Origin of the sequence: Primorskyibacter flagellatus (genome assembly GCF_900176485.1) — a bacterium.
Taxonomy (GTDB): Bacteria; Pseudomonadota; Alphaproteobacteria; order Rhodobacterales; family Rhodobacteraceae; genus Primorskyibacter; species Primorskyibacter flagellatus.
In genome coordinates, this window is the sequence record NZ_FWYD01000001.1 from 66,785 (window position 1) to 86,471 (window position 19,687).

Below are 19,687 nucleotides of genomic sequence, written 5' to 3' on the forward strand. Positions count from 1 at the left end.
AAATTGTCCTTAACGCGCCAGTGCCGCGGCCTCGCGTGCCAGTGCCTCGATCGCTGCCCAATCGCCTGCGTCAATCAGGTTCTTTGGCGCAACCCAGCTTCCGCCAACGCAAAGCGTGTTGGACAAGCCAAGATAGTCTGGCGCGTTTTTCAGTGACACGCCGCCGGTGGGGCAGAATTTCACTTGCGGGATTGGTGACCCAATGGCTTTCAGCGCCGGGACACCGCCATTGGCCTCGGCCGGAAAGAACTTCTGGACGGTGTAACCACGCTCCAGAAGGCGCATCGCTTCCGACGCGGTGGCAGCACCGGGCAGGGTGGGCAGATCTGCGGCTTCGACGGCATCGAGAATTCGGTCGGTCGCACCGGGCGAGACGCCGAAACGCGCACCTGCCTCAATGGCAGCCGTGACATCTTCGGGCGTCAGCAGCGTGCCGACACCGACATGCGCGCCGTTGACCTTTGCCATCTCGCGGATCGCATCCAGCGCGGCGGGGGTGCGCAACGTGACCTCCAGCGCGGGCAAACCGCCCGCCACCAGCGCCTCTGCCAGAGGGCGGGCGATCTTGGCATCTTCGATCACCAAAACCGGAATGACAGGGGCGAGGCGGCAAACCTCTTCAGTGCGTTTGCTGGCGTCTTGAGGAGTCATCATCATTCAAACCTGTTGCTGTTGGAGGCAATTGGAATAGCGTTTACCGCAGGAGCGCGCGATGCTGGAAACTGACGAAAGTTTCATGTCTTGCGCGATTGAGAATTTGAAGGCAGCGTTAGCGGTTGCCTTCAGGCGTGTCAAATTTGCTGTGACGGCAAGAGGCTCATACAACAACCCCGGCACCGGTGGCGGCGATGCCCGCGTTGCGGCGGAAAACCTCGAACAACTCGCGCCCGACGCCATGGCCGTTGCCGCTCAGATCGGCTGTCACAACCTCGCGGCTGTCGAAATCGGGTGCAAGGCACTCGATCTTGCCATTGGTCGCATCGACGCGAATGATGTCGCCGTCGCGCACCTTTGCCAGTGGGCCGCCTGCGGCGGCTTCGGGGCTGATATGGATGGCGGACGGCACCTTGCCGGATGCGCCGGACATACGACCGTCCGTAACAAGCGCCACTTTCAACCCGCGATCCTGAAGCACGGCAAGCGTCGGCGTCAGCCCGTGCAGTTCAGGCATGCCATTGGCTTGCGGTCCCTGAAAACGCACCACGACAATCGTGTCGGTGGTGATCTCTCCGGCCTTGAAGGCGACCTTGACGCTGTCCTGATCGTGAAAGACGCGGGCAGGAGCCTCGATCACCCGACGTTCCGGCGCGACGGCCGAAACCTTCATCATGCCGTGACCAAGGTTGCCATACATCTGCGCAAGACCACCTGACGGCTGGAACGGGTCGGTCACAGGGCGCAGGATGCGGTCGTTCTGGCTTTCGCGCGGACCGGGTTCCCAAATGACGCGGCCATCCTTCAGCTTTGGTTCCTGAGCGTAGAGCGCCAGACCATCGCCCGCGATCGTCTTTGTGTCGGGATGCAGCAGGCCCGCCTCCAGCAACTCGCCGATCATGTAGCCAAGCCCGCCGGCCGCGTGGAAATGGTTCACGTCCGCCAGACCGTTGGGATAGACCTTGGCCATCAGCGGCGTGACGGAAGACAACTCGTCGAAATCCTCCAATGCCAGATGGATGCCAGCGGCACGCGCCATGGCGGGCAGGTGCAGCACAAGGTTGGTCGATCCGCCCGTTGCCATCAGGCCGACAATGCCGTTCACGAAGGCCTTTTCGTCCAGCACGTCGCACACAGGCCGATAATCATTGCCAAGGGCCGTGATCTCCAGCGCACGTTCGGCGCCCGCAACGGTCAGCGCATCGCGCAGCGGCGTGCCCGGATTGACGAAAGACGCGCCGGGCAGGTGAAGCCCCATGAACTCCATCAGCATCTGGTTGGAATTGGCGGTGCCGTAAAACGTGCAGGTGCCGGGCGAATGATAGCTTTCCATTTCGGCCTTCATCAGCGCGTCACGGCCAACCTCGCCCGTGGCAAATTTCTGGCGGACCTTGGCTTTCTCGTCATTGGGCAGGCCCGAGGGCATCGGACCCGCTGGCAGGAAAATGCCGGGAATATAACCGAAGGTTGCCGCTGCGATCACCAGTCCGGGAACGATCTTGTCGCAGACACCCAGATAGACCGCCGAGTCGAACACGTTGTGAGACAGCGCCACGCCGGTCGCCAATGCGATCACATCTCGCGAAAACAGCGACAGTTCCATCCCGACCTGCCCCTGCGTGACCCCATCGCACATCGCGGGCACACCACCGGCCACTTGCGCAGTGCCACCTGCGGCGCGGGCGGCATCCTTGATGAGTGCGGGATAGGTCTCGAACGGTTGATGCGCGGACAGCATGTCGTTGTAGGCGGTGACAATGCCGATATTCGGCACGCGGCCAGCGGCCAGTGTGTCCTGATCGGAAAGGGCGGCAGCAAAGGCGTGGGCCTGATTGCCACAGGTCAGATGCGCGCGGCGCGGGCCTTCTTCGGCAGCACGACGCATCTTGTCCATATAGGCGGCGCGGTGATCGGCGGATCGGTCTTCGATCCGCTTGGTGACACGGGAAACGGTGGCGTTGAGGCTCATGTCGGGCTCCAGTGACAGGGGAGTTTTGCTGATGATCTAGTTTAGTTAGCGCTAACAGTAAAGGCAAAAGGGCATCGGCTGTGTCATCTATGCGGCAGTCGCGAAGAAACTGTCTTCACTTTGTGCTATTGCCAAGAGATGCGTGCCGCGTCGAACGATACGTTTACGATAAGTAATTAGAAGTCTCGTGATGGAGGCCAGTTTGATGACTGTTAAGGAATGTAAAAATGATGCGGGCTCGGCGTCAGGCGATGTAGCCTGCCTCGCAATAATCAGCCCGTGGCGAATAACCGATGACCATTGCGCTAATCTGCTTCGATACAGTGCTTTCAGATCCGGTTGAAATTTCATCCACTTGTCGTAACTTTATCGGTAACGAAATGCGATCCTGAACATCCCATGGAATCCTAATTGACAGACGGTCGGTTAATAACGTCTTCGCGATGTCGGCCACGCATCAACTGTGAGAAAACTGCCATGACTCTAAGCTCGGTAAAACTGTCCAAACGCCTATTGCGCTGCAAGGCCGGGGTCTTTGCCTGTGCTCTGGTGGCTTCACCTGCCTTCGCTGGTGCCTTGTCCGACCCGGTTGTCGAGCCAGCGGTCACGGCACCGGCCGCAGTTCAAGCCGCGACGCACCCATGCGTCAGATATATTGATAACCTGGTCTGGTGGGACCGCGGCACACGGGCGTTTGTCACGCAAATCCAGACCAGAACCGGTGGCGACCGACGCACCGCAGCGCGGCTTGCACGTCAATATTGTCGCGAATCCAAGCTAAAAAACCCGTACGCACAACGCAATCTTGATGCGGGGATTGCGGCCGCAGCGATCGTCCCTTCCAACAGCTAGGCAAAATTTCGAGTAAACTAATGAGTGAGAGACACATGACAATAGTAACAAAATCCGGACTGATGCTTGTGGGCGCGATCGCTTTGGCGGGATGCACTTCACCTGAATATTTCGAAACCGAACCGGTTCAGGTGCAGACAAAGCAAGGTGTGGTTACATGCCAGCTTTACACAAAAGAGGTGCTGGATTGGGATCGCTCGATCAATCGACCCAGCACTATGTCTGTCGAGTTGGCAGATCAGGTTTGCAAGGCCGAAGGTGCTGCGCGCAAGCAAAACTCCTGATTGCACCGCTGACGAGCTTGTTATTGCGGTCATGTAATCGGATTTGGCATGCCTGTATCGGCGGATGCCACATTCAGGCTGTGTTGCAAATCCACATTATGCAATCGGGAAAGCGCGGTGTGCCGGTTGGGCTTTCCCCCGCGCGCCGGCGCGCGTAAGAGGTGGGCATGACATTGCCCACATTGCCCGTAATCCGCCTTCGTCCCAACGCCAACACCCGTGCGATCCGCCGCGGCGCGCCTTGGGTTTTTGCCAATGAAACGGTGCTTGACCGCCGGACCAAGGCGCTTGCGCCAGGAACCATCGCGGTGCTGGAGGATGCCGAGCGCGCGCCTCTGGCGATGGTCGCGGTCAATCCCGCGTCAAAAATCATCGCCCGGATTCTGGGGCCAGCCGATGCTCCGGTGCCGGATGTCGACTGGTTCGTGGCACGGCTGAAGCGCGCATTGGATTTGCGCATCCGGTTGTTCGATGCTCCGTTCTACCGCCTTGTCCATGCAGAAGCGGACGGCCTGCCGGGCGTCATCATCGACCGGTTCGGCGATACTTGCGTGATTCAGCCCAATGCCGCATGGGCGGACCTGCTTCTGGACGAACTGGCCGAAGCCTTGGTGCGCGTGACCGGTGTCACTTGCGTTCTCAAAAGCTCTGGTGGGCGCGGCAGACAGCTGGAAGGTCTGGACGATGTCAATGCCGTGTTGCGCGGATCCGCGCCAGACGCCGCGGTTCCGGTCGAGATGAACGGAGCCACTTATATGGCCGACCTCACAAGCGGGCAGAAGACCGGGCTTTTCTATGACCAACGTCCAAATCACGCCATGGCCGCGCGCCTGTGCCACGACGCACGGGTTCTTGATGTGTTCAGCCATGTCGGTGGCTTTGCTCTGGCAGGGCTGGCAGGCGGTGCGGCCTCTGCCTTGGCTGTTGACGCGTCGGCCCCGGCATTGGCATTGGCTGCCGAAGCGGCGGAACGAATGGGCGCTTCGGACCGGTTCGCAACCCGGCGTGGGGACGCGTTTGAGACGCTCGCGGCCTTGGCGACAGAGGCTGAACGGTTTGATGTGGTGATCTGTGATCCACCCGCATTTGCGCCAAGCAAGCCGACATTGGAGGCAGGGCTGCGCGCCTATGAGCGCATCGCACGTCTGTCGGCGGCGCTTGTGGTAGAGGGCGGCTATCTGGTGCTGTGTTCGTGCTCCCACGCCGCTGATCTTGAGAAATTTACCGGGGCCTGCCTGCGCGGTATTGGCCGCGCCGGACGGCGGCCGGTTTTGCTGCATACCGGCTTTGCCGGACCGGATCATCCGCAACTGCCGCAGCTGATCGAAAGCGGTTATCTCAAGGCGTTGGTTTTTCGCCTGTGAGGGTACTGATCGACGCCTGTGTCCTGTATCCGACGGTGATGCGGGAAATGGTGTTGGGCGTTGCCGGACAGGGCGTATTCGAGCCGCGATGGTCGGCGCGATTGCTGGAAGAATGGGCGTTGGCCGCGCGGAAGCTGGGGTCCGAAGGCGAGGCGTTGGCGCGTGGCGAAATCGCGCTCTTGCAAGCGGCCTGGCCGCGAGCCGAGGTGAAGGTGTCTGAAGGTCTGATGCGCCGGTTATGGTTGCCGGATCCAAATGACATACATGTTCTTGCCGCCGCGATTGCAGGTTCGGCCGACGTGATCCTGACGATGAACGCCAAGGATTTTCCCCGTGGCTTGTTGGCCGAAGAGGGCCTGTCCCGCGCCGATCCGGACGGATTTCTGCTTGGCTGTTTCGAGGCGGAACCAGAGCCGGTTTGCAAGGTGGCTGACGCCGTGCTGGCCGAGGCGTGCCGACTGTCCGGGGAAGAATGGGATACGCGTCGTTTGTTCAAGAAAGCCCGTTTACCACGTTTGGGTAAAGCGTTGGCGGCTTGACCGAAGCGACGGTTCGTTTCCGGAGACGGGGGGATCGGCGGCTTTGCGACGCGGTTTGCTAAGTTGACGGATGCGGTGATCTTGATGAATGGCCGAAGCGAGGGGCCAGCCCCTCGCGCTCCCCGGAGTATTTTTGCCAAGAAGAAGATGCAGACCGAGTGTCGGGTATCTTTTCAGCCTTGCCAGCGAGACGACAGGCTTTGGATGGCGGCGATGCGTTCGGATGTTTTCGGGTGGCTCATCAGCCAGGCAGGGACCGCGCCGGACCGCGCAGCGGTGAGGGCATCGAGTTTTTCAAAAAGCGAGATTTGCGGGGCTGTGCCGATGCCGGTTTTGGTCAACAGGGCAGCGGCATAGGCGTCTGCCTCGTATTCGTCGCCGCGGCTGAGGCGTGCAGCAAGCAGGCTGGTCAGCGCATTTGCGATCATCACGCCGATACCGGGCAAGAAACGGCTGAGCAGCAACGCAAGAGCGGTGCGCAACGCGTTTTGACCGGAAAAATCGATCATTCGGCGGCGTGTGTGGCCAAGGGCAACATGTCCCAATTCATGCGCGATGACCGAGGCGAGCTCCTCTGCTGTGACCTCGCCGGACTCGTATTTCCGGTAGAAACCTCGGGTGATGAAGATGCGTCCGTCAGGGGCGGCCAATCCGTTCACCGGGTCGATCTCGTAGATATGGACACGAATGCGCTTCAGATCGAGCGCGGTTGCCAATCGGTCCGTTATCGACTTGAGACGCGAGTCCGCCAATTCTGTCGATCTTGCGTCAAGCTCTTTGCGGGTGCGCCACGCCGAGAAATGGTACATCGCGAACGCGTAGAGCAAGGCAAGAAGGATCGGGGTGAACTTCAGCATAGACCTGATATGGGGCGCGCGCGCCCTCGCGGCAAGCGTCAAATGGCGCGCGCGTCCGGTCTTTAGATCAGTTTTGCGTCCAGCGTGATCTCGGTGCCTTTGAACAGTTTGGAAATGGGGCAGCCTTCTTTCGCGGCATTGGCGGCCGTGTTGAAGGCGGCTTCGTCCAGATCTGGGATCTTGGCCGTCAGATCAAGATGCACTTTCTTGACCGCAAAACCGTCACCGTCCTTGTCGAGCGACACGGTGGCGGTGGTGTTGATCTCATCGGCTGTGGCACCGTGATCTGCGAGAACAAGTGACAGCGCCATCGAGAAACAACTGGCATGTGCCGCCCCGATCAGCTCTTCGGGGTTGGTGCCGGGCTGACCGTCGAACCGGGTGTTGAAACCGTAGGGCTGATCGTCAAGCGCGCCGGATTCCGTGGAAACGTGCCCTTTGCCGGTCTTCAAATCGCCGGACCATTTGGCGGATCCTTTTTTGGTGATCATCGGTAAGCTCCTTCTTTGGTGAATGCGTGCAGTCACAAATCCAACGCGCGGAGACGCGTTACCGTTCCAGCGAGCGGCGGAATTGTTCAGCGCGTCAGGCTGCGCATCCCGCGTTCCAACCCTTCAAGTGTCATCGGCACCATGTTGTCCTCGAATATTTCGCGGATCATCGCGATGGAATGCGTGTAGTCCCATTGTCTTTGCGGCACCGGATTGAGCCAAAGATTGGAGGGCCATTGTTCGCGCGCGCGGGTCAGCCAGGTCTGGCCGGACTCGGCGTTCCAGTGTTCGTTGGCACCGCCGGGATACGCGATCTCGTAGGGTGACATCGAGGCATCCCCGACAAAGATGCATTTGTAGTCTGACCCGTAGGTGCGCAGCACGTCCTGCGTTGGGGTCTGGGCATTCCAGCGGCGACGATTGTCGCGCCAGACCCCTTCATACAGGCAGTTATGGAAATAGAAATATTCCATATGCTTGAATTCGGCGCGCGCTGCGCTGAACAGTTCTTCCACGACGCGGATATGCGCGTCCATGCTGCCGCCGACATCAAGAAACAGCAGCACCTTGACGGCGTTGCGGCGCTCGGGCCGGGTTTGCACGTCCAGATAGCCATGCTCGGCGGTGGACCGGATCGTGCCAACAAGGTCGAGCTCGTCGGCCGCACCGTCACGGGCCCATCGGCGCAGGCGTTTCAGGGCGACCTTGATATTGCGGGTGCCCAGTTCGATTGAATCGTCGAGGTTGCGGAACTCTCGTTTGTCCCAGACCTTGACCGCGCGCTGATGGCGGGATTTGTCCTGGCCGATGCGCACGCCTTCGGGGTTGTAGCCATATGCGCCGAAGGGCGAGGTGCCGCCGGTCCCGATCCACTTGTTGCCACCCTGATGTCGGCCCTGCTGCTCTTTCAGGCGTTCGCGCAGCGTTTCCATCAGCTTGTCGAACCCGCCAAGCGCCTCGATCTCGGCGCGTTCCTCGGGCGTCAGATGTTTTTCCGCGCGCTTTTCCAGCCAGTCGGCGGGCAGGTCCACGGCTTCAAGCACCTGATCGAGGGTGATGTTTTCCAGCCCTTCGAAGGCGGCCGCGAAGGCGCGGTCGAATTTGTCGATATTGCGTTCGTCCTTCACCATCGCGCTGCGCGCGAGATAGTAGAACCCTTCGACATCATAGGTCGCAAGACCCGCCTTCATCGCCTCCAGAAAGGTCAGGTATTCGCGCAGGGAGACCGGCACACCCGCGTCCCGCAGCTTTTCGAAGAACGGAACGAACATGGCGCGCTAGACGAAGAATCGGTCGAGCAGCAAGGTCAGGATCAAGCCGACAAGCGCAAAGGCGATGAAATAGACGACGGCATATTGCGCAATATCCGCAGCCGCGCCCTTGCGGCGCTTTGCGGTCAGCCCGCCGATGACCGCGCCGATGATGCCAAAGATGATGTAGATCATGATCCGCCCGTGTTATTCTTCAGCGGGTTGAGCGCGCCGATCTCGTACATCTTCGCGCGCACTGCCCAATCTTCCCCGAACCCGTATCGCGCCCAGCCCAGACTGTCCAGCCGCTCCGCCTGTGCCTCGGCGGTGCGGCCCTCAAGGTCCAGCGCTTCGACACGCAGCAACATCAGGGTGGACAGAAGGGCGGCATTCTCGTGGCGGGCAGCCGCGTCGAAATGCGGCGAGAGCAGCGTCAGAGCACCCTTTCCATCGGCTTGGCTGATCGCGTGGGCCGCAAGCTGTGCGGCGATATAGGCGCGGTGCAGCGCGGTTTGCGGGGTTCGGGCATAGTAGCGATCCGCAAGTTTGAACTGTTCGAGGGCGCTATCCGCATCGGCATCCAGCAACAGGCGCCCCATTGCGAAATGCGAAAAGGCGCGGCGGTGGTCGGTCCAGTGCAGGTCGCCGGCGATCTTAACGGCCTGTGTGCCCGCGTCCCGACGTTCGTTCGGGGAAGCGCCGGGACCAAGGGCGGTCTCGATAGCCGAGATCCAGTTGCGCGGAGTGGCTGCCAGATGCCGGGGCGCGCGGGTTTCCCCCTGGGGATTGAGCTTGGCAAGAATGCCCGGCAACATCACCGCGACCTCTTCTCGGGTCATACCGCTGTGAAGGGAGCTGTGGTAATAGGTGCGCAGGATCAGCATGTCATGCGCTGTCAGGATGGTGTGGACATTGTCATCGTTGAACACCGAATCCGGCAGGCGATAAAGGTCATTCAGTGGCCCGATCGCCTGTGCCAGTTCTTCATGCAGGCAGTCGCGGATTTCCTGCGGGCTGACATCGTTGGGTATGAAAATCGCAAGGCGGTCACGGCGTTTCAGTCGGCTCCAGTTGATCCTGGTGCTGTGCTTCATGCGGCGGTACTGGGCCAGTGACGTCACGTTCGGCGCGACGAAGCAGGCGGCTTTCGGCAGGGCGCGCTGGATTTCGTCGCGCGGCACGGCCTGAATGGTGATTTCTGCCGAGGACCGATGGGTGGTTGAAATATCCAGCCCGGCCTCGCTGCGCAAACGGTGCAGCAAGCGGCCCAGATCGCCGCCCAGAGAGGCCGACGGTGCGCCGGTGATACGAACACGGATCGGGCCTTCGAACCGGGTCAGCACCGGCAACGCGCGGCCCGATTCAAGCTGAAAGCTCAGATCCAGGAAATCCCGCGCGACATCCGCATTGGACAGCGGGGGCAGCATCCGGGGCTTTGTGATGAAATGGGTCATTGACGGAAATGCAACACTTTGTACCGCCGCATTTGCAGGCATGTCGCCGGGCAAAGGGACGCAGCCTGACAGGACGATCAGCACCGGCAGGAGAGCACGGCGCATTACGGACGCTGATACTTGATGAAGGGAGTCTGCCGTCCGACCTTGTCGTATAGTTTTCGGGCCGTGTGGTTGAAATCCTGCGTCAGCCAATAGACAGAGGGCGCGCCCGCGGCGTCCGCTTTCGCATAGACGGCTTCAATCAATGCGCGGCCAATTCCAGTGCCCCGCACAGACGGATCTGTGTAAAGATCCTGCAGATAGCAGACATTTTCGACTTTCCAGCCGTGGCGATGAAATAGGTAGTGCACAAGCCCCACCGGCGTGCCGTCAACAACAGCAATCATCCCGCTGAAGTCTTGCGGATCATCGCCCAGAAGGCGGGCGAAACTGCTGGCATAGACTTCTTCGGGCACCTCTGCCTCGTAATATTCAAGATAGCCGGTCCACAGGCGCCGCCATTCAGATTCGTCCGAGATGCGCAGTGCGCGCACCGATACCTGCTTGTGTTGGGTCATGTCTGCCTGCCTGCTCGTCCGGATGTATTGGATCATCCGTGATTTTGTCTGCCCAATGTTGCAGGCAGTATAGAACGAGTTTTTCAAACTTGCATATGATGACGGAACGGGATGAGCGGAATTTTGTCGGCAAAGGTCGCTCTTGTGTCATCTGCCACAGACATGACGTTTTGCAATGGCTTTGACGGCGGTCGGCGACGCGTCTCGCGCCCCGGACCTGATCCGGGGCCTTATGCCAGCCAGAACCTCATGCAAGCCATGACAAGGAGATCAGTGACAGGATACTTGTCCAGATCACGACCGGCGCAATGATATCGGTGCGGATGCCGTGCAGCATGGCCAAGGAAAAGGCCATTGCCCCAGATGGACCAGCGGCCGTCAGTACAAGAAGTGGTTGCCACGCGGTGTCAGCCTGCCCGAGTGTTAGCGCCAGCCAGACCAGCAGCGGAAACCCCAGCAGCTTCAGCCCGCTTATGCCGAGGATCACCGGCGAAGGCATCAACGCGTGCCGGGACAGAATTACACCCAAAGCCAGCAAGGTGAGCGGTGCCGCGCCAGCACCTGCGAAGCGCGCGGCCGTCAAAAGGGGCTCTGGCAAGGACAGGGCAACCAGGTTGACGATGGCCCCGAGCAGAATGGCGATGAGGACCGGGTTGCCTGCGACGCGACGCAGTGCGCCTTCGGACCGACCGGCCATGACGTCCGTGGTGATGATGAAGAACGCAAAGGAAAAAGCGGAATCCCAGGCGACGATGGCGGTGATCGGCAAAGCTGCGGCCTCGCCGTAGATCAGAAAAGAGATCGGCCAGATATAGAGCAACGTGTTCACGAAGACGACACACATCGCCAGCAGCCAGGATTCCAGATGCTCGCGGCCGAAGAGCCGTCTGGCGACCAGATAGGCCAGCGTGAACGCGATTGCCTGACACAATGCGTAGCCGGCTAGGGCAACGAAATCGAATTGGTGAAAATTCACGCTCGCGATCAACGGAAAGATCAGCGCGGGTTGCAGCACAAGAAAGGCGACCCGGTTGACGGTGCGGGCCTCTTCAAAACTGATCCGGCCCGTGCGTCCGAGAAGGAAACCCAATGCCAGCATCGAGAAGACCGGCAAGATGTTGTGGGTGAGGACGTGGAGCACCTATGCCTCGGCGGGCAACCGGACGCCCCGGCTGCCTGCGGCAGCGGCCCGCCCTCCAGCCACGCCGAGTATTCTTCGCGGCGCGCTGAAGGAAAACGAAGTGGCCGGGATTAACAGGTTCATCTTTGACCGCGCGCCATGAAGGCAAGACGTTCGAACAGATGCACATCCTGTTCGTTCTTCAAGAGTGCCCCGTGCAATCTGGGAAGGGCGTTGGTGCCGTCACGCTTCAGGTCTTCGGGCCCAAGATCTTCGGCCAGCAGCAGTTTGAGCCAGTCCAGCACCTCGGATGTTGACGGCTTCTTCTTCAGCCCCGGTTGATCGCGCAGCTCGTAGAATTGCGTCAATGCCGTGGTTAGGAGCGCGTCCTTGATCGCGGGATGGTGAACCTCGACGATCTTGCGCAGCGTTTCGGGGTCGGGAAAGCGGATATAGTGGAAAAAGCAGCGCCGCAGGAAGGCGTCGGGAAGCTCTTTCTCGTTGTTCGAGGTGATGATCACGATCGGGCGGTGGCGCGCGCGAATGGTCTCTCCGGTTTCGTAGACGTGGAATTCCATCCGGTCGAGCTCTTGCAGAAGGTCGTTGGGAAACTCGATATCGGCCTTGTCGACCTCGTCGATCAGCAGCACGACTTTTCTGTCGGTCTCGAACGCCTGCCACAGCTTGCCCTTGCGGATGTAGTTGGCCACGTCATGCACGCGCTCTTCGCCCAGCTGGCTGTCGCGCAACCGGCTGACGGCATCATATTCGTACAGCCCCTGCTGTGCCTTGGTGGTCGATTTTATGTTCCATTCGATGATCTCCAAACCAAGCGCATCCGCCACTTGCCGGGCCAGTTCCGTCTTGCCGGTTCCGGGTTCTCCTTTGACCAGAAGGGGACGCTCAAGGGTAACCGCGGCGTTCACCGCCATGGTCAGATCATCGGTTGCGACATAGTCGCGTGTGCCTTCGAATTTCATGTGTTCCCGCCTGTTGGACCTGCGTTTGGTCGGCACCCTATCGCGGTCATAATTTCACCGCAACGCGATGCTATTGTGTAGTGACAAGCATTGGGGGTTGCGGTAAGTGCTGCGCGCAGAGGGGTGCCAGATGTCTGAAAATGTTAACTACTCAGATAATGGCCTGCATGAGGGAGCGAAGATGAAAGTGGAATCCTTTCTTCCCGACAATTATCAGCCGGCCGAAGATGAACCATTCATGAACGAACGCCAGCTTGAGTATTTTCGTGTGAAATTACTTGGCTGGAAAAATGATCTTCTCGCTGATACCCGGGACACGATCGAAGGTTTGCAGGACGGTACGCGAAACATTCCCGATGTGGCCGATCGCGCCAGTGAAGAAACCGACCGCGCGTTGGAGCTTCGCACGCGGGATCGTCAGCGCAAGCTGGTTGCCAAGATTGACTCGGCGTTGCGCCGCATCGACGAGGGCGAGTTCGGGTATTGTGAAGTGACCGGCGAGCCGATCAGCCTGAAACGGCTGGACGCACGTCCGATTGCGACGATGAGTCTGGAAGCACAAGAGCGTCACGAACGGCGTGAGAAAGTTCACCGCGACGACTGAGGCCGGGATGTGATTTTGTAGTTTGGAAAGCGCCGGGGCTGTTGCTCCGGCGTTTTTTCATCGAAAGCGGGGCGCATGACGATGCAGGGCAGCAAAATCGCAATTGTTGGGGGTGGCATCGGCGGGCTTGCTGCGGCCCTCGCCTTGCGTGCGAAAGGAGCCGAGGTTTGCGTGTTTGAGCAAGCCGAGACGCTAAGTGAGGTCGGTGCTGGGTTGCAGGTCTCTCCCAATGGGATGCGCGTTTTGGAAGCGCTTGGTGTGGCGCATGCGCTGACAGACAGATCCATGCAAGCGCGTGCCATATCATTGCGTGATTTTCGTAGAAGTAACGAGGTGCTCCGGATCGATCTTAAGGCTTTGCCTGAAGATGAAAGCTATTGGTTCGTGCATCGGGCCGATCTGATCTCGGTGCTGGCCGAGGCGGCAGAAAATGCTGGGGTCATATTGCGCACAAGCCAACGTGTGACTGGTGTGATTGGGGCGGCTGGAACGGGTCTGGCCTTCGCCGACGGCAGCGATTTCGTATGTGATCTCGCCGTTGGTGCGGATGGAATCAATTCCGTTTTACGTCCAGTGCTGAATGGAGTTTCGGCACCATTCTTCACCGGACAGGTAGCGTGGCGCGCTGTGATCGACAATACGATCTGCCATCCGCCACATGCGCGTGTCCACATGGGGCCGGGACGCCATGTCGTCACCTATCCGCTGCGGGATGGGCGGGCGCTGAACGTCGTGGCCGTTCAGGAACGGCGCGAATGGGCTGCGGAAGGCTGGAATCATCCGGACGATCCGATCAATCTGAAACGTGCTTTTGCCGGGTTCGACGGGGAGGTTCATCAGATATTGGCGCAGGTCCAGAAGCCGATCCTGTGGGGCCTGTTCCGCCACCCGGTGGCCGCGGTGTGGGCACAAGAGGGTGTCGTACTATTGGGGGACGCAGCGCATCCGACGCTACCTTTCCTGGCACAGGGGGCCAATATGGCGCTGGAAGATGCGTGGGTTCTGGCAGATGCGCTGGACGCACCGGGCACGCTGGCAGATCGTCTTGCCAGTTACCAGGCGCGCCGATTGCCGAGGGTCAAACGGGTTGTCGGCGCAGCCAGTGCCAATGCGCGGAATTACCATCTGAAACCCGGACCTGTGCGCATTGCTGCGCATATCGGATTGCGCGCCGTAGGACGGCTGAAGCCTGATTTCATGTTGCGCCGTTTTGACTGGATCTATCGTCACGATGTCACAAAAGATGGTCGGGTCTGATCCAGCGGAGTGCGCGTTCCGCGCGCACTGAATGCGTGATTGGCACCCGGACGTGCCGGTTTGCCCCGACTTAATTGTCGAGTTCAATCCAGACGGGGACGTGATCTGATGGTTTTTCGCGGCCGCGCAGGTCTTTCTCGATCCAGCAGCCCGTCATCAGGTCGGCGCAGCCAGGTGTCAGCAGGAAATGGTCGATGCGGATGCCGTTATTTTTGTTCCATGCGCCGGCCTGATAATCCCAGAAACTGTAATGGCCCGGTCCCTGTGTCGTGGCGCGGAATGCCTCGGTGAAGCCGAGGTTCAGGATGCGGCGAAAGGCGTCTTGGGTCTGTGGCAAGAAGAGGGCGTCTTCTTCCCAGGCTGCGGGGCGGGCCGCGTCCTCGGCTTGTGGGATGACGTTGTAATCCCCAGCCATGAGGGCCGGCATCTCTGCATCCAGAAGCGCCTGTGCGCGGGTTTGCAGGCGCTTCATCCAATTGAGTTTATAGTCATATTTGGGGCCGGGCGCGGGGTTTCCGTTGGGCAGGTAAAGCCCGCAAAGCCTGACCGCAGTCTTGCCGATCACCGTCGCTTCGATCCAGCGGGCCTGTTCGTCATCGTCATCGCCGGGCAGCCCGCGGCTGATATCTTCGAGCGGGAGTTTCGACAGAATGGCGACGCCGTTGAAGCCTTTCTGCCCATGCGTTTCCACCTGATAACCGAGATCTTCCAGAGGTTCGCGGGGAAAGCCCTCGTCCACGGATTTGATCTCTTGCAGCAGCGCGACGTCAGGCCGGGAGTCACTTAACCAATCGGTCAAGGCCGTCATGCGCGCCTTGACGCCGTTGATGTTGAATGTGGCAATTCTCATGGCGTGACCTTCCGCGAATTACCCCTCTATCCCGCACCTCCGCATGGCACGCAAGGCGTGTTGCGATCTGGCGTCAGGACTGACGCCAGTTGGAGTCGGCCTGCGACGCAAATGGGTCAGGTGCCGAGAATCCGTTCCTGCTGCTGACCGATTCGCGATACGATTCGGCCAAATGAAGGCTCAAAATCACGAATTTCTCAGTCAGACAGAAAAAAATTTGGGACAGTCAGGACCACAGTTTTCCGGATTTGTATCAGATTTCTACCTATCAGAGTTAATGTGGATAAGTCTGTGGATATGCAAGCATAGCAAGAAAAGGGGCTATGAAGTTCAATTTGTCCGTGCAAGCGTTAAGGGGCAAATTCTGCTCAAACGGAGAGACCAAAATGACTGCCTCAACAAACTTCAAAATCGCTGAAGCCTTTGAAACAAAAGATACATTCGAAGCAAGTATCCACGATGGAGATGCCACTGCGCTGTTCACTTCCGGCTCTGCCCCAGCGGGTGCCGATGCGTTTTTGGGTGATGCCGCTGACTTGTTCACCTCGGGCTCCGCACCCGTCACATCCGAAGCATTCGCCGGTGAAGCGACCGGTCTTTTCACATCCGGTTCTGCACCCGCAACGTCCTCGGCAGCCCTGATCGGCGACGCGGTCGAGATGTTCACTTCGGGTTCCGCCCCGGTGACCAGCGACGCGACAACCGGCGACGCGGTCGAGATGTTCACCTCGGGTTCCGCTCCGGTGACCAGCGATGCGACAACCGGCGACGCGGTCGAGATGTTCACCTCGGGTTCCGCTCCGGTGACCAGCGACGCGACAACCGGCGACGCGGTTGAGATGTTCACCTCGGGTTCCGCTCCGGTGACCAGCGATGCGACGACCGGCGACGCGGTTGAGATGTTCACCTCGGGTTCCGCTCCTGTGGCCGACGCCCGCATCACGGACGGCGAAGCCACCGCGCTCTTCACCTCGGGTTCGTAAGCCAAGCCCAAACCGGGACGAAGCGCCAGCGGGCGCATAGACAAAGGAAATAAACCATGTCCAATGTTGTTCATCTGCGCGCTTCGTCCCAGTTTCAGCCTCAGGAGGCGCGGAATGCCGCGCTCCTGGCCTGCTTCGCCGAGCACCGTCGTTTTGGCGATGACGTGTTCTGGCTGAAGGAGAACGCGGAAATTCTTAACATTTTGGAAACTTCTGGTGCGGAAGTCGGAAATGGCGCGTTCGAGGCGCATGAAAATTTCTACGGAACCGTTGAAAAACGCCTTGGGTTCTTTCCGCAATATTATCGCTTTCTTCTGTCAATCACGCTCGACCTGGAAGCGTTGGGAATGAAGGGCGACAAGGCCGCACAACTGGTGAAATGGGCCGATGATCAAGGGCTGGCGCAGGCTGAACTGTCAGATCTGCAACGTCTGGAGGCCCGCCGGTTGATGATGCGCCGCGGCGTCGATCCGCTGCCGCAAGATACCACGCTGGAGGATCGGACACGCGCCTTCACGGAACGTGCCGCGACCTTCGCGTTGCCAAACAAGAAAGCCGCGTACGAGCTGACACATATCATCTTCTACCTCAGCGAATATGGCCGCCGCGATCCTGAACTGGCACCCGAAACGCTGACCAGCCTGCACTATGCCGGGCTGCTGGCCTTCATCGACCAGAATGCCGACCTTTTGGCAGAGGTCTGCGTGGCGATGCGCTTTGCCGGTCAGACGCCGCCCAGCGTTTGGGAAGCCTGGCTCGACCGCGAGACCAATCTATATGGGGTGACCGCTGCCGAGGATGTGTCCATCGCGGACGATTACCACGAATTCCTTGTCTGTAACTGGCATCAGGCCATCGTGGGGGGACGCGCCTTCAACAAACCCCTAGAGCATGGGCGTATGCGATTTGACCGTGGGACGCACCGCGCCGGACCCTTGCGCGAGCTTTCGGAATGCATGTACCAACTGGACGATCAACGCTCGGGCGATTGGCATGTGATGCGCGATCTCGTCAATGACACACTGTCCGAGGATGCGCGTTTCGTGTTGGAGGCAGCCGAAACGTCGTCGGATCAATTTGCGGGATTCTTCGAGGGCTTTGCCCGCGCAGGAACCGCGAGCGCCGGACCTGCGCTATGAAAGGCGGGGTCGCACTTGGGGCCGGGCTTGTCGCGCTCTATACGCTGATGATCTCGTCTGCGGACGGGATCACCAAGCTGATCGCGGGCAGTTATGCCGCGCCGCAACTTTTTGTCCTGTCCTCGGCGATCGTTATGGCGCTGTCCATCGGCTTCACCCGGCTTACGTCCGGGCGGGGCCGTTTGCGCGAAGGGCTGCGGACATCCGCGCCGCGCGCCATGGCGATCCGCTCTGGCTTGACCGTACTTGCTTGTATCGCGTTTTTCAACGCGTTCCGGGATCTGCCATTCGCGGATGTATTCCTGTTTATCGGACTGATGCCGATCATTGCCGGGCTGCTGAGCGGCCCGGTTCTGGGCGAACCGGTGCGACCGCAGGTCTGGGCAGCGCTCGTCGCAGGCGTCATCGGCATGCTATGCCTGATGCCGGGTGGCATTCACGGCGTAAGCACCGGCCACATTTGGGCGCTGACTGCGGCCGTGTCGGGAACCGGATCAATGGTGGCCGCGCGCTATATCGGGCGGTTTGAAACCAACGCGCTGGCGCAGGTTTTCTACCCAAATCTGGCGATCTTTGCGGCCATGTCTCTGGCGCTGCCATTTGTCATCGCACCGATGGGACTGGCGGATCTGGGTTGGGCGGTAGCCTATGCGATGTTCCTGTTCGCCGCGCGCTGGGTCGTGGTGATAGCACTTCGCCTGCTGCCGGCTTATGTGGCAACCCCGCTGATGAATCTGCAATTTGTCTGGATGGTCGCCATCGGTGCGCTGTTTTTCGGCGAGGTGCCAAGCGTCGGCACGTTGCTCGGGGTCGGAATCGTCATCGCGTCGGGGGTCTGGCTGCTTTACGACCAGATCGGGACGGCAGCGAAGACACCTGCAACCTCACATGGAAAAGCTCGTCCCGCATCCGCATGAACTGCTGGCGTTCGGATTTTCAATTACGAACCGGGCGCCGATCAGCTCTTCGGTGAAATCTATCACGGCGTTGGACAGGAACGGTAGCGACACTGAATCCACCACCACCCGTTCACCATTGCCTTCGAGCACCAGATCGTCGTCGGCGGGGGCGTCCAGCTTGATCTCATACTGAAAGCCCGAACAGCCGCCGCCTTCAACGGCAACGCGCAGGGCCTGACCCTGACCGGCGGCACCAATTTCCGACAGGCGCTCAAACGCGCGTTCCGTAACCTTTGGGGGCAGTTGCATCATATCCTCGGCGTTTCCATTTCCGCGTCTGTCAGTATATATGGGCGACAAGGACAGGCGACAAGGATTACAGGCAAATGCGTGCCCCATATGCCTCCGATCCGGCAAACAGCAAGGGACGGCTGTACCCGGAGGAGGAAAGTACTTTCCGGTCATGCTTTCAGCGTGATCGCGACAGGATCATTCATTCCAGCGCCTTTCGGCGTCTGAAACACAAGACACAGGTCTTTGTGGAGCATGAGGGTGATTTCTATCGCACCCGATTGACTCATTCCATCGAAGTGGCACAGGTCGCACGAACCATTGCCGGTGTGCTCGGCCTGAACAGCGAGCTGACAGAGGCCGTGGCGCTGGCGCATGACCTTGGTCACACGCCGTTCGGCCATACCGGGGAAGAGGCGCTTGCCGATCTGATGCAGGAGTACGGCGGGTTCGACCATAACGCTCAGGCCATCCGCATCGTGACCGCGCTGGAACGGCATTATGCCGAATTCGACGGGTTGAACCTTAGCTGGGAAGCCCTTGAAGGCATTGCCAAACATAACGGTCCGGTTGCGTCGCTTGGCGCGGATGGCAAGCTGGTGGGAGAGATCCCATATGCGCTGGCAGCCTATAACCAGCGGCACGATCTGGAACTGCACACCCATGCCAGCGCCGAGGCCCAGGTTGCCGCGTTGGCAGACGATATCGCCTATAATAACCACGACTTGCACGACGGTCTTCGTGCAGAACTTTTCTCGACCGACGAGTTGGCCGAGCTGCCAATCCTGCATGACTGTTTTGCGGCGGTGGATTGTAAATATCCCGGTCTCAACTATTATCGTCGTCGGCATGAGGCGCTGCGGCGATTTTTCGGAATTCTGGTCGAGGACGTGATCGGCGTTGCCAACGCCAATCTGGCAGAGTTGCAGCCGCAATCGGTGGATGACATTCGCGCGGCAGGACGGATGATGATCCGCTTCACGCCCGCTGTTTGGGCGGATCTCAAGGTGACGCGCGAATTTCTGTTTCACCGCATGTACCGCGCGCCGGAAGTTGTGGAAATGCGCAAGCAGGTCACGCAGGTCGTGCGCGACCTTTTCCCGCTATTCATCTCGCGACCGGACCTGCTGCCGAAACAGTGGCGCAAGGACGTGGCCGAGGCGCAAGACGAAACCACCTTGGCGCGGCTGGTATCGGACTATATTGCTGGAATGACCGACCGATTTGCCCTTCAGGAGCATGAGCGATTGTTCTCCTGAAAGTCTTTTGCTGCGTTTCAGTGGGCTTCTC

At 59.7% G+C, this 19,687-nt stretch carries 22 protein-coding genes; 9 read left to right on the forward strand and 13 right to left on the reverse strand.

Annotated features, from left to right (window positions below):
* Nucleotides 1–9: 9 nt before the first annotated feature.
* The 3 genes from eda to B8991_RS21355 all read right to left on the reverse strand — a co-directional run bounded on the left by eda (nucleotide 10) and on the right by B8991_RS21355 (nucleotide 2,974).
* Nucleotides 10–651 carry a bifunctional 4-hydroxy-2-oxoglutarate aldolase/2-dehydro-3-deoxy-phosphogluconate aldolase gene (gene eda, locus B8991_RS00310; protein ID WP_084350275.1) on the reverse strand — a complete coding sequence of 214 codons (642 nt, stop codon included), beginning with the start codon at nucleotides 649–651 and terminating at the stop codon, nucleotides 10–12.
* 166 nt (nucleotides 652–817) lie between these two features.
* The gene (gene edd / locus B8991_RS00315) at nucleotides 818–2,623 is read right to left on the reverse strand and encodes a phosphogluconate dehydratase (RefSeq protein ID WP_084349824.1); all 1,806 of its coding nucleotides are present in this window, start codon (nucleotides 2,621–2,623) and stop codon (nucleotides 818–820) included.
* Nucleotides 2,624–2,710: 87 nt separating this feature from the next.
* Nucleotides 2,711–2,974, reverse strand: a complete 264-nt coding sequence (locus B8991_RS21355) for a hypothetical protein (protein WP_179141394.1) — start codon at nucleotides 2,972–2,974, stop codon at nucleotides 2,711–2,713.
* Nucleotides 2,975–3,510: 536 nt separating this feature from the next.
* Between B8991_RS21355 and B8991_RS00325 the strand changes: the two genes are divergently transcribed.
* From B8991_RS00325 to B8991_RS00335, 3 genes are all read left to right on the forward strand, one after another.
* Nucleotides 3,511–3,759, forward strand: a complete 249-nt coding sequence (locus B8991_RS00325; RefSeq protein ID WP_143514454.1) for a hypothetical protein — start codon at nucleotides 3,511–3,513, stop codon at nucleotides 3,757–3,759.
* A 167-nt stretch (nucleotides 3,760–3,926) separates the two neighbouring features.
* A complete protein-coding gene (locus B8991_RS00330) occupies nucleotides 3,927–5,123 on the forward strand; it encodes an RSP_2647 family RNA methyltransferase (protein WP_084349826.1) in 1,197 nt (398 codons plus the stop codon).
* Nucleotides 5,120–5,662 carry an RSP_2648 family PIN domain-containing protein gene (locus B8991_RS00335; protein ID WP_084349827.1) on the forward strand — a complete coding sequence of 181 codons (543 nt, stop codon included), beginning with the start codon at nucleotides 5,120–5,122 and terminating at the stop codon, nucleotides 5,660–5,662. Before B8991_RS00330 ends, B8991_RS00335 begins: the two co-directional genes overlap by 4 nt.
* Before the next feature lie 173 nt (nucleotides 5,663–5,835).
* On the opposite strand, the gene B8991_RS00340 is transcribed toward B8991_RS00335, so the two are convergent.
* From B8991_RS00340 to B8991_RS00375, 8 genes are all read right to left on the reverse strand, one after another.
* Nucleotides 5,836–6,519 carry a M48 family metalloprotease gene (locus B8991_RS00340; protein WP_084349828.1) on the reverse strand — a complete coding sequence of 228 codons (684 nt, stop codon included), beginning with the start codon at nucleotides 6,517–6,519 and terminating at the stop codon, nucleotides 5,836–5,838.
* Nucleotides 6,520–6,581: 62 nt separating this feature from the next.
* Nucleotides 6,582–7,010, reverse strand: coding sequence for an OsmC family protein (locus tag B8991_RS00345; RefSeq protein WP_084349829.1), 429 nt, complete (start codon nucleotides 7,008–7,010; stop codon nucleotides 6,582–6,584).
* An 86-nt stretch (nucleotides 7,011–7,096) separates the two neighbouring features.
* Entirely contained in the window at nucleotides 7,097–8,281 is a 1,185-nt protein-coding gene (locus B8991_RS00350; protein WP_084349830.1) for a vWA domain-containing protein, read from the reverse strand.
* Between the two features lie 6 nt (nucleotides 8,282–8,287).
* On the reverse strand, nucleotides 8,288–8,455 hold the full coding sequence (locus tag B8991_RS00355) for an apolipoprotein acyltransferase (protein WP_084349831.1): 168 nt from the start codon (nucleotides 8,453–8,455) through the stop codon (nucleotides 8,288–8,290).
* Nucleotides 8,452–9,819 carry a DUF2927 domain-containing protein gene (locus B8991_RS00360; RefSeq protein WP_084349832.1) on the reverse strand — a complete coding sequence of 456 codons (1,368 nt, stop codon included), beginning with the start codon at nucleotides 9,817–9,819 and terminating at the stop codon, nucleotides 8,452–8,454. The genes B8991_RS00355 and B8991_RS00360 overlap by 4 nt, the downstream gene beginning before the upstream one ends.
* Nucleotides 9,819–10,274, reverse strand: coding sequence for a GNAT family N-acetyltransferase (locus B8991_RS00365; RefSeq protein WP_084350277.1), 456 nt, complete (start codon nucleotides 10,272–10,274; stop codon nucleotides 9,819–9,821). Before B8991_RS00365 ends, B8991_RS00360 begins: the two co-directional genes overlap by 1 nt.
* A gap of 247 nt (nucleotides 10,275–10,521) precedes the next feature.
* Complete coding sequence (locus B8991_RS00370) at nucleotides 10,522–11,415, reverse strand: AEC family transporter (protein ID WP_084349833.1); 894 nt, start codon at nucleotides 11,413–11,415, stop codon at nucleotides 10,522–10,524.
* A gap of 119 nt (nucleotides 11,416–11,534) precedes the next feature.
* On the reverse strand, nucleotides 11,535–12,374 hold the full coding sequence (locus tag B8991_RS00375; protein WP_084349834.1) for an AAA family ATPase: 840 nt from the start codon (nucleotides 12,372–12,374) through the stop codon (nucleotides 11,535–11,537).
* 181 nt (nucleotides 12,375–12,555) lie between these two features.
* Between B8991_RS00375 and dksA the strand changes: the two genes are divergently transcribed.
* Nucleotides 12,556–12,978, forward strand: coding sequence for an RNA polymerase-binding protein DksA (gene dksA / locus B8991_RS00380; protein WP_084349835.1), 423 nt, complete (start codon nucleotides 12,556–12,558; stop codon nucleotides 12,976–12,978).
* A gap of 81 nt (nucleotides 12,979–13,059) precedes the next feature.
* The gene (locus tag B8991_RS00385; RefSeq protein WP_328588431.1) at nucleotides 13,060–14,235 is read left to right on the forward strand and encodes an FAD-dependent monooxygenase; all 1,176 of its coding nucleotides are present in this window, start codon (nucleotides 13,060–13,062) and stop codon (nucleotides 14,233–14,235) included.
* A gap of 70 nt (nucleotides 14,236–14,305) precedes the next feature.
* Here the strand turns inward: B8991_RS00385 and xth are convergent, their stop codons facing one another.
* Complete coding sequence (gene xth, locus B8991_RS00390; protein ID WP_084349837.1) at nucleotides 14,306–15,085, reverse strand: exodeoxyribonuclease III; 780 nt, start codon at nucleotides 15,083–15,085, stop codon at nucleotides 14,306–14,308.
* 386 nt (nucleotides 15,086–15,471) lie between these two features.
* On the opposite strand from xth, the gene B8991_RS00395 reads away from it, so the two are divergent.
* Genes B8991_RS00395 through B8991_RS00405 form a run of 3 tightly spaced genes read left to right on the forward strand, consistent with a single transcriptional unit; the run spans nucleotide 15,472 to nucleotide 18,124 of the window.
* Nucleotides 15,472–16,068 carry a DUF6749 family protein gene (locus B8991_RS00395; protein ID WP_235866496.1) on the forward strand — a complete coding sequence of 199 codons (597 nt, stop codon included), beginning with the start codon at nucleotides 15,472–15,474 and terminating at the stop codon, nucleotides 16,066–16,068.
* 56 nt (nucleotides 16,069–16,124) lie between these two features.
* Nucleotides 16,125–17,207: a DUF6902 family protein gene (locus tag B8991_RS00400; RefSeq protein WP_084349838.1), complete on the forward strand. Its 1,083-nt coding sequence runs from the start codon at nucleotides 16,125–16,127 to the stop codon at nucleotides 17,205–17,207.
* Nucleotides 17,204–18,124, forward strand: a complete 921-nt coding sequence (locus B8991_RS00405) for a DMT family transporter (RefSeq protein WP_084349839.1) — start codon at nucleotides 17,204–17,206, stop codon at nucleotides 18,122–18,124. The genes B8991_RS00400 and B8991_RS00405 overlap by 4 nt, the downstream gene beginning before the upstream one ends.
* On the opposite strand, the gene B8991_RS00410 is transcribed toward B8991_RS00405, so the two are convergent.
* The gene (locus B8991_RS00410; protein WP_084350279.1) at nucleotides 18,092–18,415 is read right to left on the reverse strand and encodes a HesB/IscA family protein; all 324 of its coding nucleotides are present in this window, start codon (nucleotides 18,413–18,415) and stop codon (nucleotides 18,092–18,094) included. The two genes, B8991_RS00405 and B8991_RS00410, sit on opposite strands and share 33 nt — an antisense overlap.
* A 77-nt stretch (nucleotides 18,416–18,492) precedes the next feature.
* Here B8991_RS00410 and B8991_RS00415 point away from each other — a divergent pair, with 77 nt between their 5' ends.
* Entirely contained in the window at nucleotides 18,493–19,656 is a 1,164-nt protein-coding gene (locus B8991_RS00415) for a deoxyguanosinetriphosphate triphosphohydrolase (RefSeq protein ID WP_084349840.1), read from the forward strand.
* Nucleotides 19,657–19,687 lie beyond the last annotated feature (31 nt).

What these genes read in the sequence shown, in the direction of transcription:
- eda (WP_084350275.1), bottom strand. Translation starts at nt 651, where the DNA reads ATGACTCCTCAAGACGCCAGCAAACGCACTGAAGAGGTTTGCCGCCTC.
- edd (WP_084349824.1), bottom strand. Translation starts at nt 2,623, where the DNA reads ATGAGCCTCAACGCCACCGTTTCCCGTGTCACCAAGCGGATCGAAGAC.
- B8991_RS21355 (WP_179141394.1), bottom strand. Translation starts at nt 2,974, where the DNA reads ATGAAATTTCAACCGGATCTGAAAGCACTGTATCGAAGCAGATTAGCG.
- B8991_RS00325 (WP_143514454.1), top strand. Translation starts at nt 3,511, where the DNA reads ATGACAATAGTAACAAAATCCGGACTGATGCTTGTGGGCGCGATCGCT.
- B8991_RS00330 (WP_084349826.1), top strand. Translation starts at nt 3,927, where the DNA reads ATGACATTGCCCACATTGCCCGTAATCCGCCTTCGTCCCAACGCCAAC.
- B8991_RS00340 (WP_084349828.1), bottom strand. Translation starts at nt 6,519, where the DNA reads ATGCTGAAGTTCACCCCGATCCTTCTTGCCTTGCTCTACGCGTTCGCG.
- B8991_RS00345 (WP_084349829.1), bottom strand. Translation starts at nt 7,010, where the DNA reads ATGATCACCAAAAAAGGATCCGCCAAATGGTCCGGCGATTTGAAGACC.
- B8991_RS00350 (WP_084349830.1), bottom strand. Translation starts at nt 8,281, where the DNA reads ATGTTCGTTCCGTTCTTCGAAAAGCTGCGGGACGCGGGTGTGCCGGTC.
- B8991_RS00355 (WP_084349831.1), bottom strand. Translation starts at nt 8,455, where the DNA reads ATGATCTACATCATCTTTGGCATCATCGGCGCGGTCATCGGCGGGCTG.
- B8991_RS00360 (WP_084349832.1), bottom strand. Translation starts at nt 9,819, where the DNA reads ATGCGCCGTGCTCTCCTGCCGGTGCTGATCGTCCTGTCAGGCTGCGTC.
- B8991_RS00365 (WP_084350277.1), bottom strand. Translation starts at nt 10,274, where the DNA reads ATGACCCAACACAAGCAGGTATCGGTGCGCGCACTGCGCATCTCGGAC.
- B8991_RS00375 (WP_084349834.1), bottom strand. Translation starts at nt 12,374, where the DNA reads ATGAAATTCGAAGGCACACGCGACTATGTCGCAACCGATGATCTGACC.
- dksA (WP_084349835.1), top strand. Translation starts at nt 12,556, where the DNA reads ATGAAAGTGGAATCCTTTCTTCCCGACAATTATCAGCCGGCCGAAGAT.
- B8991_RS00385 (WP_328588431.1), top strand. Translation starts at nt 13,060, where the DNA reads ATGCAGGGCAGCAAAATCGCAATTGTTGGGGGTGGCATCGGCGGGCTT.
- xth (WP_084349837.1), bottom strand. Translation starts at nt 15,085, where the DNA reads ATGAGAATTGCCACATTCAACATCAACGGCGTCAAGGCGCGCATGACG.
- B8991_RS00395 (WP_235866496.1), top strand. Translation starts at nt 15,472, where the DNA reads ATGACTGCCTCAACAAACTTCAAAATCGCTGAAGCCTTTGAAACAAAA.
- B8991_RS00400 (WP_084349838.1), top strand. Translation starts at nt 16,125, where the DNA reads ATGTCCAATGTTGTTCATCTGCGCGCTTCGTCCCAGTTTCAGCCTCAG.
- B8991_RS00405 (WP_084349839.1), top strand. Translation starts at nt 17,204, where the DNA reads ATGAAAGGCGGGGTCGCACTTGGGGCCGGGCTTGTCGCGCTCTATACG.
- B8991_RS00410 (WP_084350279.1), bottom strand. Translation starts at nt 18,415, where the DNA reads ATGCAACTGCCCCCAAAGGTTACGGAACGCGCGTTTGAGCGCCTGTCG.
- B8991_RS00415 (WP_084349840.1), top strand. Translation starts at nt 18,493, where the DNA reads ATGCGTGCCCCATATGCCTCCGATCCGGCAAACAGCAAGGGACGGCTG.